The sequence below is a fragment of the Saccharothrix sp. genome (assembly GCF_031180885.1).
Lineage (GTDB): Bacteria > Actinomycetota > Actinomycetes > Mycobacteriales > Pseudonocardiaceae > Actinosynnema.
Genome location: NZ_JAPSLK010000014.1, coordinates 99,072 through 114,618, shown reverse-complemented (window position 1 = coordinate 114,618; position 15,547 = coordinate 99,072). Strand labels below are relative to the sequence as shown.

The window sequence follows — 15,547 nt, the reverse complement described above, 5'->3', positions numbered from 1 at the left end:
CTCCTTCGTCAGGCGTAGGCTTCGAACTCGTAGATCCGCGCCGCCGGGTCGCTGGTCTGCGTCGGCGTCGTGACGTTCAAACGCAGGTACCGGGCACTGGTCGGGGTGATCGGGTGCGTCGTCACGTTCGCCGTGTTGTCGGTGACCGTGACCCGGGTGGTCCAGTTGGTGCCGTCGGTGGACGTCTGGATGGTGAACGCCTTCGTGTTGTACGACGTCGACTCACCGCCCGCGCCCGCGTGCCGAACGGTGAAGCTGCCCACCGTCTGCGCCGACCCGAGGTCCACCCGCAGCCACTTCGACGACGCCAACGAGCAGAACTTGTCACTGTTCCCGCCGGTCACACTGCCGTTGACCGCCTTCGCCGGACCCTCGGCCGAGTTGCAGGACGCCGAACCGGTAGCGGCCTTGTTCAGGGCCAGGTTCGCCGGCGGGGGAGTGGTGCCCTTCTGGTACGACGTGATCAGGCCCGCCCACTCCCACGGCCGCGCCGTCCCGCCCGGGTTGGACGTGAAGTACTCCCACCCGGCCACACCACCGAAGTCCGGGTACTTCTGCACCAATGACTGGATGGTCGACTTCAACGTCGTCGTCACGTCCACGTACCCACCGCACAACGACGGGTGCGTCAGCGAACTCGCGACCACCTTGTTCGGCGGGAACAGACCCCTGCGGATGATGTCGTCGTAGGCGGTCGTGTTCGACAGCGAGGCCCAGCCGCAGTAGAACTGGGCGTTGTACCAGTTGATCTGGGCACCCCGGTCCCGCTCCAACTGGTCGTAGTCGAAGCCGGACAGGTTGCCGCCACCCGCCAGCGCCGGGGCGACCGGGGCGAGCGTGATGATGAAGTCGGAACCGAAGTCGGCCCTCAACGCGTCGATGACCCGCTTGATGCCGGCCAACGACATGTTCTCTTCGACGTCCAGGTCCACGCCGTCCAGCTTGTACGTGCTGATGACGTTGCGCAGCCTGGGATAGTAGACGTCGAACTCGTTGTCCAACCGGGTGAACGTGCCGGGGGCCGCGCCGCCGACCATCATCGAGATGTTGACCCCACGCGCTTGCATGACGGCCAGGTCCGCCCACATCTGGGTGTAGCGGGGGTCGCCCGGCGGGTGGTCGTTGAGGTGCACGGTGCCGTCGCCGTTCAGGTGCAGGGCGGCGACCAGCACGTCCGTGATGCCGGTGTTGTTGTCCAGCAACGGCTTGGGCGAGACGTACGTGCCGTTGTAGTACTGCGTCTGGTAGTAGACGACGGTCCGCTTGGACGTCGCCTCCTGGGCCTGGGCCGCGGAACCGGTGAGCACGGTGGAGCCCAACAGCGCCAACGCTGTGGCGGTGCGGAGAATCGTTGTTTTCACAGGGAACAACCTCCGTGTCGTGTTACCCCTTGATGGCGCCCTCTTCGACGCCGCGGAAGAAGAAGCGCTGGAGGGTGGCGAAGACGACCACGATCGGGATGAACGCGATCATCGTCCCGGCCGCCACCACCCGCGGGTTGGACGTGAACGACGAGTTCAGGTACTGCAGCCCCACGGTGAGCGTGTAGTTCTCCGGGTCGGTCAGCACGATCAGCGGCCACAGGAAGTCGTCCCACGCGCCGATGAACGCGAAGATCACCACCACGCTGAGCATCCCGCGCACGCTGGGCAGCCCGATGTGCAGGAAGCGCTGCCACGCGTTGGCCCCGTCGATGTACGCGGCCTCGTCCAGCTCCCGCGGGATCGCCTGGAACGCCGCGCGCATCAGCAGGATGTTCAACATGCCGATGGCGCCCGGCAGGGCCACCCCGACCAGGGTGTCGGCCAGGCCCAGCTCGCGGACCGTCACGTACTGCGAGACGATCGTGACCTCGCCGGGCAGCACCAGCGTGCCCAGGATCAGGCCCAGCACCAGCTTGCCGCCCCGGAACCGCAGCCGGGCCAGCGCGAACCCGGCCAGGGTCGCGCCGATCGCGTTGCCGGTGATCGTCAGGAACGCCACGACCAGCGAGTTGCCGATGTAGTCCCACACCGGGATGGCGCGGGCGACCTCGGCGTAGTTGCCCAGGGTGGGCTGTTCGGGCAGGAACCTCGGCGTGGCGGTGTAGATGTCCTCGCCGGGACCTTTCAGCGAGGTGGAGAGCTGCCACAGGAACGGGCCGACGGTGATCAGCAGGACGAACACCAGCAGCGCGTACCGGAGGACCTTCTCGCGCCGGCTGATGGCGTTGAAGCCGCGGCTCACGCGTCCGCCCCCTTCCGGTTGAGCCGCAGCAACAGCAGCATCGGGCCCAGCGTCACCACGAACAGCAGGATGCTCAACGCCGACGCGTACCCGAGGTGGCCGGTGAAGCCCCGGCTGTACATCTGGATCAGCATGACCACCGACATGTCCCGCCCGCCCGGCCCGCCGGTGCCGTTGGTCAGCACGTAAAGCTCGGAGAACACCCGCAGCGCCGACACCGTGATCAGCACGCTGACCAGCAGCATCGTGTTGCGCACACCCGGCACGGTCACCGAGAGGAAGCGGCGGACGGGTCCCGCGCCGTCCACGGCCGCCGCCTCGTGCAGCTCCCGGCTCACGTTCCCCAGCGCGGACAGGTAGATCACCATGTAGTAGCCGAGGCCCTTCCACACCGTCAGCCCGATCGCGCTGAAGATCAGCAGCCACCGGTCGGTCAGGAACGGCACCGGCCCGGACACCAGACCCAACTGCTGCGCCAGGCCGTTGACCGCGCCCCGGTCCTCCAGCAGCCAGTTCCAGATCAGCGCCACCACCACCGCGGAGGCGATCACCGGCGAGTAGAACGACGTGCGGAAGAACGTGATGCCCGGCAACCGCTTCTCCACCAGCACCGCCAGCAGCAGCGGCACCACCGTGAGCAGCGGCAGGCACACCAGCATGTAGACGATGCTGTTGAGCAGCGCGTCGGCGAGCTGGTCGTCGGTCAGCAGCCGCTCGAAGTTCGCGGTGCCCACGAACGTGCCGCCGCCCAGCGGTTTGGCGTTGGTGAACGACAGCACGACCGTGTTCAGCGACGGCCAGAGGTTGAACACCGCCAGCCACACCAGGGCGGGCAGCACGAGCAGCCAGGGGGTGAACCAGCGGTGCGCGCGCATCCGCTCAGCTCTTCAGCAGCTCGTCACACTTGGCGACGGCCCGGTCGAGCGCTTCCTTCGACGAGATCTCCCCGTTGATCGCCAGCGAGATCTGCTGCTTGATGTAGTCGCCCATGGCCTCGCTGACCACCGGCGGCTGGAGCAGCTCGGCCTTGGCCAGCGCCTGGAACGCCAGCACCTTCGCGTCACCGGCGTTGGTGCCGTCGCTCTGGCTGAACGCCGGGTCGCTCGCCGACGCCGTGGTGGACGGGAAGATGCCGGGCACCAGCTTGGCGAACGCGGCCTGGTTCTCCGGGCTGGTCACGAACCGGGCCAGCGCCAGCGCCGTGGGCAGGTTCTTGCTCTTCTGCGACACCGACAGGCCCTGCACGTACAGCGGGGGTGTGCCGAACGCGGCCGAGGGCACGATCTTCGTGGCCAGCGTCGGGTTGTCGACCTTGATGCTGTTGATGGTGTTGCCGCCGCCGGTGGTCCAGGCGACCTGCTGCTTCTTGAACAGCTCGCTGTTGCCCAGGTACTTGTCGGTCAGCACGTCACGCGGCATCAGGCCCTCGGCGAACGCGGCGCGGTACTTGTCCAGCACCGCCGCGGCCTCGGGCGTGTTGAACGTGAACTTCTTGCCGTCGTCGGACAGCAGCTTGACGCCCGCGTTGGCCAGGTCGCCCAGCTCGGGCTTGCGGCTCATCAGGTACATCTGGCCGCCCGAACGCTCCTTCATCACGCGGGCCTGCGCGATGAGGTCGTCCACGGACGTGGGCAGCTTCTTGGGGTCTAGCCCGTGCTGCGTCAACAGGTCGGCGTTCCAGTAGTTGACGTCGGTGTTGAGGTACCACGGGTAGGCGTACGCGCCGGGCCGGCCCGCGAACTCGTACGCGCTCACGCCGCCCTTGACGTAGTCGGTGCGCAGCTTGTCGTCGTTCGCCGCGATGTCGAGCAGCATCTGCTGCTTGGCCAGTGGCAGCGCCATGTCCGGCGGCAGGTTCACCACGTCCGGCAACTCGCCCGACGCCGCCTGGCTGAGCACCTTGTCGGCGTAGCCGTCACCGGGCTGGTCGAGCCACTTCACCGTGGTGCCGGGGTACTTCTGCTGGAACGCGTCGATCACGCCCTGGACGTAGTCGGTGAACTTCGGTTTCAGCGCCCAGGTCTGGAGGCTCACCTCGCCCTTGACCTCGCCCGTGGCCTTGACCTCGCCACCGCTCGTGCCGCCACCGCCGAGACCGCACCCGGCGAGCACCGCCGCGGTCGCCGCGAGCACGGCCGACCGGGCCAGAAGCGTGCGCATACGCCCTCCCGTCCACTCTGACGCAGGAACCGGAGATAAACCGGTATAGTTCCGGACTATCCTTCGCGGTGACGGGCACTGTCAAGGGCCGCCCGGTTGGGGCACCGGACAGAAAACGAGACATCGGAGACGGGCGATGAGCAGACCGACGATCGCCGACATCGCGCGCCGGGCGGGCGTCTCGAAGGGCGCGGTGTCCTTCGCGCTCAACGGGCGGCCGGGCGTCAGCGAGGACACCCGGGCGCGCATCCTGGCCGTGGCCGAGGAGATGAACTGGCGCCCGCACAGCGTGGCCCGCGCCCTGGGCGGCGCGCGCGCCGACTCGGTGGGCCTGGTGATCGCGCGGCCGGCGCGCACGCTGGGCGTGGAGCCGTTCTTCGCCAAACTCCTGTCCGGCTTGCAGGCCGGGCTGTCCGCGCACTCGATCACGTTGCAGCTGATGATCGTCGAGGACGTGCAGGAGGAGATCCGGGTCTACCGGCGGTGGGCCTCCGAGCAGCGGGTGGACGGGCTCATCCTGGTCGACCTGCGCACCCGCGACCCGCGCATCGACGTGGTGGACGAACTGCTCCTGCCCGCCGTCGTGGTCGGCGGACCGGGTCGGCACGGCAACCTGTGCAGCGTGTGGGCCGACGACCGGGAGGCCATGACGTCGATCGTGGAATACCTGGCCGCGCTGGGGCACAAGAGGATCGCGCACGTGGCCGGCACCCCCGAGTTCCGGCACACGCAGCGGCGCACCCGCGCGCTGCGGGACGCGGCGAACCGGCTGGGCCTGGCCGGCGTCGAGTCGCTGCACACCGACTTCAGCGACACCGAGGGCGCGGCCACCACGCGCAACCTGCTGAGCAGGCGCGAACGGCCGTCGGCGATCGTCTACGACAGCGACCTGATGGCCGTTGCCGGGCTCGGCGTGGCCATGGAGATGGGCGTGTCGGTGCCCGGCGAGGTGTCCATCGCCTCGTTCGACGACTCGGTGTTGACCGAGCTGACCCACCCGGCGATCACCGCGTTGTCCCGCGACACCTACGCGTTCGGCGAGCGGGCCGCGCTGGCGCTGCTGGACCTGCTGGCCGACCCGAACGCGCCGCGCGACGTGAAGACCGAGACGCCCCGGCTGACCGTCCGGGAGAGCACCGCCCCTTGGCTGGAACGCTAAAGCGGTTTAGCTTGAACGCGTGACCACCTCCCTGCGCCTCGGGGCGAACTACGTGCCGTCCGCCGGCTGGTTCTACAGCTGGCTCGACTTCTCCGCCGACGCGGTCCGCCGCGACTTCGCGGACCTGGCGGGCCTGGGCCTGGACCACGTGCGGGTGTTCCCGATCTGGCCGTGGATCCAGCCCAACCGGGGTCTCCTGCGCCCCGTGGACGACCTGCTGACCACCCTCGACATCGCCGCCGAGTTCGGCCTGGACGTCGCGGTCGACCTGCTCCAGGGGCACCTGTCCAGCTTCGACTTCCTGCCCTCGTGGGTGCTGACCTGGCACCGCCGCAGCGTGTTCACCGACCGGGACGTGCGCGACGGCATCGCCGCCTACGCCGCGTACGTGTCGGAGGCCGCCGCGAGCCGCGCGAACGTTTTCGCGATCACCCTGGGCAACGAGGTCAACAACCTGTGGCCCGCCAACCCGACCACCCCGGAAGTTTCCCGTGCCTGGGCCGCCGAGCTGGTCGAGGTGGTCCGGGAGGTCGCGCCGGGCGTCGCCGCGCTGTACTCGGTCTACGACGACGCCTGGTACGCGCCGGACCACCCGTTCCACCCGGCCGACGCGGTGGAGTTGGGCGACCTGACCACCGTGCACTCGTGGGTGTTCAACGGGACCTCGCGCATCGACGGGCCGCTCGGCCCGGCGACCGTGACGCACGCCGACTACCTGGTGTCCCTGGCCGCCGCCGCAGCGCTGGGCCGTCCGGTGTGGTTGCAGGAGGTGGGCGTGCCCCGGCCGGATGTGCCGGCGGGGGACGCGGGGGCGTTCGTGCGCGCGACCCTGGACGCGGTCGCGGACAACCCCGCGCTGTGGGGCGTGACCTGGTGGTCCTCGCACGACATCGACCGGTCGCTGCTGGACTTCCCCGACCGCGAGTACGACCTGGGCCTGTTCACCACCGACCACCGCCGCAAGCCCGCCGCCGAGGCGCTCGCCGACTTCGCCGCCCGCCCGCGCCCCGCCCCGGCGACCGGGTCGGTGGTGGAGTGCCCGATCGACCTGCTGGCGGAGCCGCACCGGCGGGCCGAGGTCGCGCCGGGCAGCGAGTTCCACCGGGACTGGGTCCGGCGGCGGCAGGCGGGCCGGGTGGCGATCGAGCCGGCCCGCGTGGCGACATACTGACACAGAACTGAACAACACTGGTCAGAAAGACTCGGCTGCGGTAGTCATTGCCAACACAACCGAACACCCCTGTGCCGGAGGAGAGGCAATGACGCCCACTCGGTCGCTTCGCGGTGCCCTGTCCCTGCTCGCCGCCGCGCTCGCGGCCTCCACCGCCGTCGCCCTGCCCGCGAACGCCCAGGCCGCCCCGGGCGGTCCTGCCCCGACCCCGCCCCTGGGCTGGAACTCATGGAACACCTTCGGGTGCGACATCGGGGAGACGCTGATCAAGCAGGCCGCCGACGCCATGGTGTCGTCGGGCATGAAGGCCGCCGGCTACCAGTACGTCGTGATCGACGACTGCTGGTTCGACCCGAACCGCGACGCCCAGGGCAACCTGCGCGGCCACCCGACCCGGTTCCCCAGCGGCATGAAGGCGTTGGGCGACTACATCCACTCGAAGGGCCTCAAGTTCGGCATCTACCAGGTGCCGACCGGCCAGACCTGCGCCCAGCGCGGCGGCGCGTACCCCGGCTCGACGGGCAGCTTCGGCCACGAGGTGCAGGACGCGAACACGTTCGCCTCGTGGGGTGTGGACTACCTGAAGTACGACTGGTGCTCACCGGAGGGCAGCCGCGACTACCAGGTCGAGCGCTTCGCCATCATGCGCGACGCGCTGCGCGCCACCGGCCGGCCGATCGTCTACAGCATCAACCCGAACAGCTACCACGCGGACAAGGCCGGTGCCACGTACAACTGGAGCCGGGTCGCGGACCTGTGGCGCACCACCGAGGACGTGCTGGACATCTGGCAGAACGGCAACGCCAACGCCTACCCGATGGGTGTGCTCAACGCGGTCGACGTCAACGCGCCCCTCGCCGCGCAGGCCGGTCCGGGGCACTGGAACGACCCGGACATGCTGGTGGTGGGCCGGCCGGGGCTGACGCTGACCGAGTCGCGCTCGCACTTCGCCCTGTGGTCGCTGATGGCCGCGCCGCTGATGGCGGGCAACGACATCCGCTCGATGTCGGCGGAGGTGAGCGCGGTCCTGCGCAACCCCGGGCTGATCGAGGTGAACCAGGACCCGCTCGGCGCGGCCGGACGTCCGGTGAAGGCGAACGTCTACGCCAAGCCGCTGTCCGACGGGTCGGTGGCGGTCGCGCTGCTCAACCGGGGCTCCTCGACGGCGACGATGGCCACCACGGCGGCGGAGATCGGGCTGTCCGGGTCGTCGTTCACGCTCACGGACCTGTGGAGCGGTGCGGTGTCCTCGTCGTCCGGGGCGATCAGCGCGGCCGTGCCCGCGCACGGGGTGGCGGCGTTCCGGGTGAGCGGCGGGAGTCCTGTCGTCGGCACGACATCGTCCGTGCGCGGGGTCGGTTCCGCGCGGTGTCTGGACGTGTCCGGTGGCAAGGCCGTGGCCGGTGCGGACGTCCTGGTGTGGGACTGCCACGGTGCGGCGAACCAGCTGTGGACCAGTTGGCCCGACAAGGAGCTGCGGGTGTTCGGCTCGCTGTGCCTGGACGCCTACAACGGCGGCACGACCCCCGGCACGCGCGTGATCAGCTGGAATTGCAACGGGCAAGCCAACCAGCAGTGGGCGTTCGAGGCGGACGGGACGATCCGCGGGGCGTCGGGCCTGTGCCTCGACGTGTCCGGCGGCGGCACGGCGAACGGGTCGAAGCTGGTGCTGTGGACCTGCCACGGCGGGGCCAACCAGCGCTGGACCAGGGGGTAGTCACCGGTCGCGGTTGACCACCAGCTCGGCCAGCGCGGCCAGTTCGGCGGCCGGGCGGGGCGCGGGAGCGGTGTCGGCCAACCGGTCCAGCGCCTCGTCCAGCAGCCGGCGGGACTCGTCGTGGCTCCACGACCGCCCGCCGGCGCGCTCGACCAGTTCGGCCATCCGGACCACTTCGTCGTGGCTCGGCGGCGCCGCTCGTCTGTACAAAGTAGACAGTTCGCGGCCGGAGGGCGTGCCCGAGGCGAGCGCGGCCACGACCGGCAGCGACTTCTTGCGGCTGCGCAGGTCGGCGTGGGCGGGCTTGCCGGTCTTGTCCGGGTCGCCCCAGATGCCCAGCAGGTCGTCCACGTGCTGGTAGGCGATGCCCAGCAACCGGCCGAACTCGTGCAGCCGCGCGACGGTCGCGGGCGCCGCGCCGGCGAACGTGGCCCCCAGCGCGCAGGCGGCGGCGAGCAGGGCGGCCGTCTTGTGCTCGGCCATGTCCAGGCACTCCCGCAGCCCCACGTCCGGCCGCCGCTCGAACGCCAGGTCCGCGTACTCGCCGTCGACCAGGTCCAGCAGGGCCGTGGTCAGCACCCGCCCGGCCGCCGGGTGCTCGGACGCGGCCAGCACCTCGGCGGCCAGCGCCAGCAGCGCGTCCCCGGCGAGGATGGCCGCGCCCACCCCGAACACCGTCCACGCCGTCGGCCGGTGCCGCCGGGTGCGGTCCCGGTCCAGGACGTCGTCGTGCAGCAACGTGAAGTTGTGCGCCAGCTCGACCGCGACCGCCGCCGGCACGGCCACGTCCGCCCGAGCCCCGGACGCCTCCGCCGCGAGCAGCACCAACGCCGGCCGCACGGCCTTGCCCGAAGTCCCGTGCACCGGGCGTCCCCGCTGGTCCCACCACCCGAGGTGGTACCCGGCGATCCGGCGCACCGGGTCGGGCAGCCGGTCGACCGCGTCCCGCAGCGCCGGCTGCACGAGTTCCCGGCTCCAGGCCAGCACGGCCGACGCCGGTCGGACCGGGGCGATGGCCATCGCTCCTCCTCGACTGCGGGTTGGCGGCGGCGGCCGCACGGAGACCACGCCGTCATCCCTCGGCACACCTCATGCTTCCGCCCCGGTGCCTCCCTGTCTTTCCACCACTCCGGCTACCGCGTTGGTCTCCGGCATACCCCCACGGGGTGTGTGCGCGGTCACCTACCGGTTGCCCGAGGTACCCCCCAGGGGTATAAATTGCGGTGTAGCGGGAAGGAGCGGCACATGCGGGGTTACACCAGCGGCAAGGACGACTACCTGGCGCGACTGCGGCGGGTGGAGGGCCAGGTCCGGGGTATCCAGCGGATGGTGGACGACGACGAGTACTGCATCGACGTGCTCACCCAGATCGCGGCGGCCACCAAGGCCCTCCAGGCGGTCTCGCTCGGGCTGCTCGACCAGCACCTCAAGCACTGCGTGGCCGAGGCGCTGACGCTGGGCGGCGAGGGCGCCGAGGAGAAGGTGCGCGAGGCGAGCGACGCGATCGCCCGCCTGGTGCGTTCGTGAATCACCCAATGCTTTCGTGGACGACCGAGGAGGAACAGCGATGGCCGAGTCCACCTACACCGTCACCGGCATGACGTGCGGGCACTGCGTGGCGTCCGTCACCGAGGAGGTCTCGAAGATCTCCGGCGTGACCGACGTGGCGGTCGACCTGCCGACCGGTGCGGTTACCGTGACCAGCGCCGAACCGGTGGCCGAGGCGGACGTGCGCGCCGCCGTCGAGGAAGCGGGCTACGCGCTCGCGGGCTGAACCACCCACCGGGCGCCCGGCGCCCACCACCAAGGATTGGACGATGAACACAGCAGCGAAGCTCTCCGCCTACGGTGTAGCGCTCGCCCTGGTCGCCACCGGCGCCTGGGCGGTCGGGAGCGCTGTCGGACCCCTCTCCGCCGAGCAGGCCCCCGAGGCCCCCGCCGGCGGGCACGGCACTGAGGCCGCCGGGCACGGGGACACCCACAGCGGCACCGTCGCGGAGGGGACGCAGGACCTGCCCAAGGGGCTGGCGTCGACCAGGGGCGGCTACACCCTCGCGCCCACCGCGACGACGTTGCCCGCGGGCACCTCTCCGCTCTCCTTCCGCATCCTCGGGCCCGACGGGCACGCGGTGACCTCCTTCGAGGTCGAGCACGACAAGAAGATGCACCTGATCGTGGTGCGCCGGGACACCGCCGGCTACCAGCACGTGCACCCCGAGATGGCCGCCGACGGGACCTGGTCGGTGCCGGTGACCCTGCCGGCCGGCGGCACCTACCGGGTGTTCGCCGACTTCAAGCCCACCGGCGCGGCGGCGACCACGCTGGGCGCGGACGTCTCCGTGGCGGGCGCCTTCGAGCCGAAGGCGAACGCCGCCACCCGGGTGGCCGAGGTGGACGGATACCAGGTGCGTTTGGACGGTGACCTGGTCGCGGGGAAGTCCTCGCCGGTCAAGCTGACCGTGAGCAAGGACGGCAAGCCGGTCACGGACCTCCAGCCCTACCTCGCGGCGTATGGTCACCTGGTGGCCCTGCGCCAGAGCGACCTCGCCTACCTCCACGTCCACCCCGAGGGCTCACCGGGTGACGGCAAGACCGCGCCGGGACCCGAGATCGCGTTCGTGACCGAGGTGCCCAGCGAGGACACCTACCGGTTGTTCCTGGACTTCCAGCACGGCGGCGTGGTGCGCACGGCCGAGTTCACGGTGGAGGTGGGTCATGGCCACTGACGTGGAACTCTCGATCACCGGCATGACCTGCGCCTCGTGCGCGAACCGGATCGAGCGCAAGCTGAACAAGCTCGACGGCGTGACGGCGACGGTCAACTACGCCACCGAGAAGGCCAAGGTCACCTTCCCGGCCGACCTCGACCCGCAGACCCTGATCGCCACGGTGGAGGCCGCCGGTTACGGCGCGACCCTGCCGGCTCCGAAGGCCGAGCAGGCCGAGGCTCCGGTGGAGGTGGACCCGACGGCGTCGCTGCGGCAGCGGTTGCTGGTGTCGGCGGTGTTGACGGTGCCGGTGATCGTGCTCGCGATGGTGCCGGCGTGGCAGTTCGACTTCTGGCAGTGGATCTCGCTGACCCTGGCCGCGCCGGTCATCGTGTGGGGCGCGTGGCCGTTCCACCGCGCTGCGGCGGTGAACCTGCGCCACGGCGCGGCCACCATGGACACCCTGGTGTCGTTGGGCACGCTCTCCGCGTTCGCCTGGTCGATCTACGCCCTGCTGTGGGGGACGGCCGGCACCCCCGGCATGACTCACCCGTTCGAGTTGACCATCCAGCGCACGGACGGCACGGGCTCGATCTACCTGGAGGTCGCGGCCGGCGTCACGACCTTCATCCTGGCGGGCCGGTACTTCGAGGCCCGGTCCAAGCGCCGGGCCGGTGCGGCCCTGCGGGCACTGATGGAACTGGGTGCCAAGGACGTGGCGGTGCTGCGGGACGGCCGTGAGACCCGTATCCCGATCGGTGAACTACAGGTCGGTGACCGGTTCGTGGTGCGGCCGGGCGAGAAGGTCGCCACGGACGGTGTGGTCGAGGACGGCAACTCCGCCGTGGACGCGTCGATGTTGACCGGTGAGTCGGTGCCGGTCGAGGTCGGTCCCGGCGACGCCGTGGTCGGCGCGACGGTCAACGCGGGCGGCCGGCTGGTCGTCCGGGCCACCCGGGTCGGGTCGGACACGCAGCTGGCGCAGATGGCCAAGCTGGTCGAGGACGCGCAGAACGGCAAGGCCGAGGTCCAGCGGCTGGCCGACCGGGTCTCCGGGGTGTTCGTCCCGATCGTCATCGCCCTCGCGGTGGGCACCCTCGCGTTCTGGCTGGGTGCGGGAGAGGGCACGGCGGCGGCGTTCACCGCCGGCGTCGCGGTCCTGATCATCGCCTGCCCCTGTGCTCTCGGGCTCGCCACGCCCACGGCGCTGCTGGTCGGCACCGGTCGGGGAGCCCAGCTCGGCATCCTGATCAAGGGTCCGGAGGTGCTGGAGTCGACCCGCCGGGTGGACACCGTCGTGCTGGACAAGACCGGCACGGTCACCACGGGTCGGATGAGCCTGCACGCGGTCCACGCCGGCGGCGCGGACGAGGACGAGGTGCTGCGGTTGGCCGGGGCGTTGGAGCACGCCTCCGAGCACCCGATCGCCAAGGCCATCGCGGCCGGCGCGGTCGAGCGGGTCGGCGAGCTGCCCGAGGTCGAGGGCTTCCAGAACCTGGAGGGCCTGGGCGTGCAGGGCGTGGTCGACGGGCACGCGGTCATCGTCGGGCGGGAACGGCTGCTGGCCGAGTGGAGCGTCCACCTGGACGACGCGCTCGCCCAGGCCAAGGCCGACGCCGAGAGCCAGGGCCGCACGGCGGTGCTGGTGGCCTGGGACGGCGAGGCGCGCGGCGTGCTGGTGGTGGCCGACACGGTCAAGCCCACCTCCGCCGAGGCGATCACCCAGTTGCGTGGCCTGGGGTTGAAGCCGGTGTTGTTGACCGGGGACAACGAGGCCGCCGCCAAGGCCGTCGCGGCCGAGGTCGGGATCGACGAGGTCATCGCCGAAGTCCTGCCCAAGGACAAGGTCGACGTGGTCGCCCGGTTGCAGGCCGAAGGCCGGGTCGTGGCGATGGTCGGCGACGGCGTGAACGACGCGGCCGCGCTGGCCCAGGCCGACCTGGGCTTGGCGATGGGCACCGGCACGGACGCGGCGATCGAGGCCGGCGACCTGACCCTGGTGCGCGGGGACCTGCGGGCGGCGGTGGACGCGATCCGGCTGTCGCGGCGGACGCTGGCCACGATCAAGGGCAACCTGTTCTGGGCCTTCGCCTACAACGTCGCCGCCCTGCCCCTGGCCGCGCTGGGCCTGCTCAACCCCATGATCGCCGGTGCCGCGATGGCCGCGTCCTCGGTGTTCGTGGTGACCAACAGCCTGCGACTGCGCGGGTTCCGGGGCACGGTGGGCGACACGCCCGCGCCGACCGCGCCCCGCCCGGCCCAGGTGCCGGCAAAGGTCTGACCCTGCCGAACCGCGAATGGCCCGGGACCTGAACCAGGTCCCGGGCCATTCGTGTGCACGGAAGTGGCAAATCGCGCCACTTTCCGTGCAGCTGTTGACACGGCATGCGCATCATGGGTGCACTGATCACCGCAATTGGTCCAGACCAGCCCCCTGCCTGGAAGGAACCACGATGCCACGCCTCCGCACCCTGGTCACGGCGCTCGCCGTGCTGGCGGCAGCCTTCCCGACACCCGGCCCGGCCGCCGCCCGGGCCGCGAACCCCAATCCCCAGAACGCGAAGCCCCAGAACGCGAAGCCACACACCATTCCCGCCCTGCGCGAGTGGACCGGCGGCACCGGCGACTTCACGTTCGGCACCACCTCCCGGATCGTCCGCGACCCCACCCTCGCCACGACCGCCGGCGTGTTCGCCGACGACCTCAAGGCCCGGTTCGGCCACCAGGTCACCCAGGTCGACAGCGGCGCGCGGGCCGGGGACGTCGTCCTCCGACTCGGCTCCACGGACACCGCGCTGGGCGACGAGGGCTACGCGCTCGGCATCACCGACCGCGTCGTCATCACCGCCCGCACGGACGCCGGCGCGTTCTACGGGACCCGCACCGTCCTGCAACTGCTCAAGCAGCGCACCACGATCCCGCGCGGCACCGCCCGCGACTGGCCGCTCAAGCGCGAACGCGGCCTGATGGTGGACAACGGCCGCAAGTACTTCACACCGCAGTGGCTCGCCGACCACGTGAAGGAACTGGCCTACCTGAAGATGAACTACCTGCACCTGCACCTCACCGACAACCTCGGCTTCCGCATCGAGAGCGAGAAGCACCCGGAGTACGTCTCCGCGCAGCACCTGACCAAGCAGCAGGTGCGCGACCTGATCGCGTTGGCGGCCAAGTACAAGATCACCGTGGTGCCGGAGTTCGACGCGCCCGGCCACATGGACGCCATCCTGGCCAAGCACCCCGACCTGAAGCTGGTCGGCAGCAGCGGCCAGGTGAACCACGGGTTCATCGACCTGAGCAAGCCGGCCGCGTACACGCTGATCAAGGACATCTACGACGAGTACCTGCCGCTGTTCCCCGGCCCGTACTTCCACATCGGCGCGGACGAGTACGTGACGGACTACTCGGCCTACCCGCAGTTGCTCACCTACGCGCGTTCGACCTACGGTTCGACGGCCAACGCCAAGGACACCTACCTCGGTTTCGTCAACTGGGCCAACGGGATCGTGCGCGCGGCGGGCAAGACGACCCGGGCGTGGAACGACGGTCTGCACGGCGGTTCGGCGGTGCGGGTGAACTCCGACGTCATCATCGAGTTCTGGTACAAGTACGGGCTCTCGCCGCAGCAGCACGTGGACAACGGCCACCTGATCTCCAACGAGAGCTGGGACCCGACCTACTACGTGCTGTACAACGGCAGCGTCGGCCGCCCGAACACCACGTGGGGCTACGAAACGTGGAACACCAACCTGTTCCAGGGGAACCAGACCCTGAACGCGGCCTCGGAGAGCCGCAACCTGGGTTCGAAGATCCACGTGTGGTGCGACTACCCGGCGGGGGAGACCGAGGCCCAGGTCGCCGCCGGCATCCGGGACCCGTTGCGGATGCTGGCCCAGCAGACGTGGGGTTCGCCGAAGCTGGTGTCGACGTGGTCGGCGTTCACGTCGGTGATCGCGTCGGTCGGGCGCAACCCGGCGTGGCCGTCGTCCGCACAGCCGGGGAACCTGGCGTTCGGCAAGCCGGTGACGGTGTCCTCGGTCGAGACCCCGGCGTTCCCCGGCGTGAACGCGGTGGACGGTGACTACGGGAGCCGGTGGTCCAGTGCGTACACCGATGGCGAGTGGATCACTGTGGATTTGGGTGCCACGCGGCAGATCGGCCGGGTCAAGCTGACGTGGGAGACGGCGTACGGCCGGGCGTACCGCGTCCAGTCCTCTGTGGACGGTGTCGCGTGGACGACGCTGAGCGAGGTGACGGCCGGTGACGGCGGGACAGACGACCTGACCGGGCTGTCCGGTTCCGGTCGGTATGTGCGGATGCAGGGGGTGGCGCGGGCGACGACCTGGGGGTACTCGCTGTACGAGTTCGAGGTGTACGGACCTCCCGCGGCGTGAGCGGGGAGGGCC

The 15,547-nt window shown here is 70.5% G+C and carries 13 protein-coding genes; 8 read left to right on the top strand and 5 right to left on the bottom strand.

Annotated elements, in window-relative coordinates; all coding sequences use genetic code 11:
* Positions 1–8: 8 nt before the first annotated feature.
* From RIN75_RS18980 to RIN75_RS18965, 4 genes are read right to left on the bottom strand one after another with little or no spacing between them, the layout of a single operon-like run.
* Positions 9–1,361, bottom strand: a complete 1,353-nt coding sequence (locus RIN75_RS18980; protein ID WP_309113290.1) for a discoidin domain-containing protein — start codon at positions 1,359–1,361, stop codon at positions 9–11.
* Positions 1,362–1,383: 22 nt separating this feature from the next.
* Positions 1,384–2,226: a carbohydrate ABC transporter permease gene (locus RIN75_RS18975; protein ID WP_309113289.1), complete on the bottom strand. Its 843-nt coding sequence runs from the start codon at positions 2,224–2,226 to the stop codon at positions 1,384–1,386.
* Positions 2,223–3,101 (bottom strand): sugar ABC transporter permease, encoded by an 879-nt coding sequence (locus RIN75_RS18970; RefSeq protein WP_309113288.1) that lies wholly within the window; start codon positions 3,099–3,101, stop codon positions 2,223–2,225. The genes RIN75_RS18975 and RIN75_RS18970 overlap by 4 nt, the downstream gene beginning before the upstream one ends.
* Before the next feature lie 4 nt (positions 3,102–3,105).
* Positions 3,106–4,386 carry an extracellular solute-binding protein gene (locus RIN75_RS18965; protein WP_309113287.1) on the bottom strand — a complete coding sequence of 427 codons (1,281 nt, stop codon included), beginning with the start codon at positions 4,384–4,386 and terminating at the stop codon, positions 3,106–3,108.
* Positions 4,387–4,522: 136 nt separating this feature from the next.
* Between RIN75_RS18965 and RIN75_RS18960 the strand changes: the two genes are divergently transcribed.
* From RIN75_RS18960 to RIN75_RS18950, 3 genes are all read left to right on the top strand, one after another.
* Entirely contained in the window at positions 4,523–5,545 is a 1,023-nt protein-coding gene (locus tag RIN75_RS18960) for a LacI family DNA-binding transcriptional regulator (RefSeq protein ID WP_309113286.1), read from the top strand.
* Between the two features lie 19 nt (positions 5,546–5,564).
* Positions 5,565–6,716: a glycosyl hydrolase gene (locus tag RIN75_RS18955; protein ID WP_309113285.1), complete on the top strand. Its 1,152-nt coding sequence runs from the start codon at positions 5,565–5,567 to the stop codon at positions 6,714–6,716.
* A gap of 88 nt (positions 6,717–6,804) precedes the next feature.
* Entirely contained in the window at positions 6,805–8,433 is a 1,629-nt protein-coding gene (locus tag RIN75_RS18950; RefSeq protein WP_309113284.1) for a lectin, read from the top strand.
* Here RIN75_RS18950 and RIN75_RS18945 read toward each other — a convergent pair whose 3' ends face one another.
* Positions 8,434–9,453 carry a family 2 encapsulin nanocompartment cargo protein polyprenyl transferase gene (locus RIN75_RS18945; protein WP_309113283.1) on the bottom strand — a complete coding sequence of 340 codons (1,020 nt, stop codon included), beginning with the start codon at positions 9,451–9,453 and terminating at the stop codon, positions 8,434–8,436.
* 225 nt (positions 9,454–9,678) lie between these two features.
* Between RIN75_RS18945 and RIN75_RS18940 the strand changes: the two genes are divergently transcribed.
* The 5 genes from RIN75_RS18940 (at position 9,679) to RIN75_RS18920 (ending at position 15,535) form a co-directional block, all read left to right on the top strand.
* Complete coding sequence (locus tag RIN75_RS18940) at positions 9,679–9,960, top strand: metal-sensitive transcriptional regulator (protein ID WP_309113282.1); 282 nt, start codon at positions 9,679–9,681, stop codon at positions 9,958–9,960.
* 40 nt (positions 9,961–10,000) lie between these two features.
* On the top strand, positions 10,001–10,207 hold the full coding sequence (locus tag RIN75_RS18935; protein ID WP_309113281.1) for a heavy-metal-associated domain-containing protein: 207 nt from the start codon (positions 10,001–10,003) through the stop codon (positions 10,205–10,207).
* Positions 10,208–10,250: 43 nt separating this feature from the next.
* Positions 10,251–11,159 carry a hypothetical protein gene (locus RIN75_RS18930; RefSeq protein ID WP_309113280.1) on the top strand — a complete coding sequence of 303 codons (909 nt, stop codon included), beginning with the start codon at positions 10,251–10,253 and terminating at the stop codon, positions 11,157–11,159.
* Positions 11,149–13,422 (top strand): heavy metal translocating P-type ATPase, encoded by a 2,274-nt coding sequence (locus RIN75_RS18925; protein WP_309113279.1) that lies wholly within the window; start codon positions 11,149–11,151, stop codon positions 13,420–13,422. The genes RIN75_RS18930 and RIN75_RS18925 overlap by 11 nt, the downstream gene beginning before the upstream one ends.
* A 172-nt stretch (positions 13,423–13,594) precedes the next feature.
* On the top strand, positions 13,595–15,535 hold the full coding sequence (locus RIN75_RS18920; protein WP_309113278.1) for a family 20 glycosylhydrolase: 1,941 nt from the start codon (positions 13,595–13,597) through the stop codon (positions 15,533–15,535).
* Positions 15,536–15,547 lie beyond the last annotated feature (12 nt).

What these genes read in the sequence shown, in the direction of transcription:
- RIN75_RS18970 (WP_309113288.1), bottom strand. Translation starts at nt 3,101, where the DNA reads ATGCGCGCGCACCGCTGGTTCACCCCCTGGCTGCTCGTGCTGCCCGCC.
- RIN75_RS18965 (WP_309113287.1), bottom strand. Translation starts at nt 4,386, where the DNA reads ATGCGCACGCTTCTGGCCCGGTCGGCCGTGCTCGCGGCGACCGCGGCG.
- RIN75_RS18960 (WP_309113286.1), top strand. Translation starts at nt 4,523, where the DNA reads ATGAGCAGACCGACGATCGCCGACATCGCGCGCCGGGCGGGCGTCTCG.
- RIN75_RS18950 (WP_309113284.1), top strand. Translation starts at nt 6,805, where the DNA reads ATGACGCCCACTCGGTCGCTTCGCGGTGCCCTGTCCCTGCTCGCCGCC.
- RIN75_RS18945 (WP_309113283.1), bottom strand. Translation starts at nt 9,453, where the DNA reads ATGGCCATCGCCCCGGTCCGACCGGCGTCGGCCGTGCTGGCCTGGAGC.
- RIN75_RS18940 (WP_309113282.1), top strand. Translation starts at nt 9,679, where the DNA reads ATGCGGGGTTACACCAGCGGCAAGGACGACTACCTGGCGCGACTGCGG.
- RIN75_RS18935 (WP_309113281.1), top strand. Translation starts at nt 10,001, where the DNA reads ATGGCCGAGTCCACCTACACCGTCACCGGCATGACGTGCGGGCACTGC.
- RIN75_RS18930 (WP_309113280.1), top strand. Translation starts at nt 10,251, where the DNA reads ATGAACACAGCAGCGAAGCTCTCCGCCTACGGTGTAGCGCTCGCCCTG.
- RIN75_RS18925 (WP_309113279.1), top strand. Translation starts at nt 11,149, where the DNA reads ATGGCCACTGACGTGGAACTCTCGATCACCGGCATGACCTGCGCCTCG.
- RIN75_RS18920 (WP_309113278.1), top strand. Translation starts at nt 13,595, where the DNA reads ATGCCACGCCTCCGCACCCTGGTCACGGCGCTCGCCGTGCTGGCGGCA.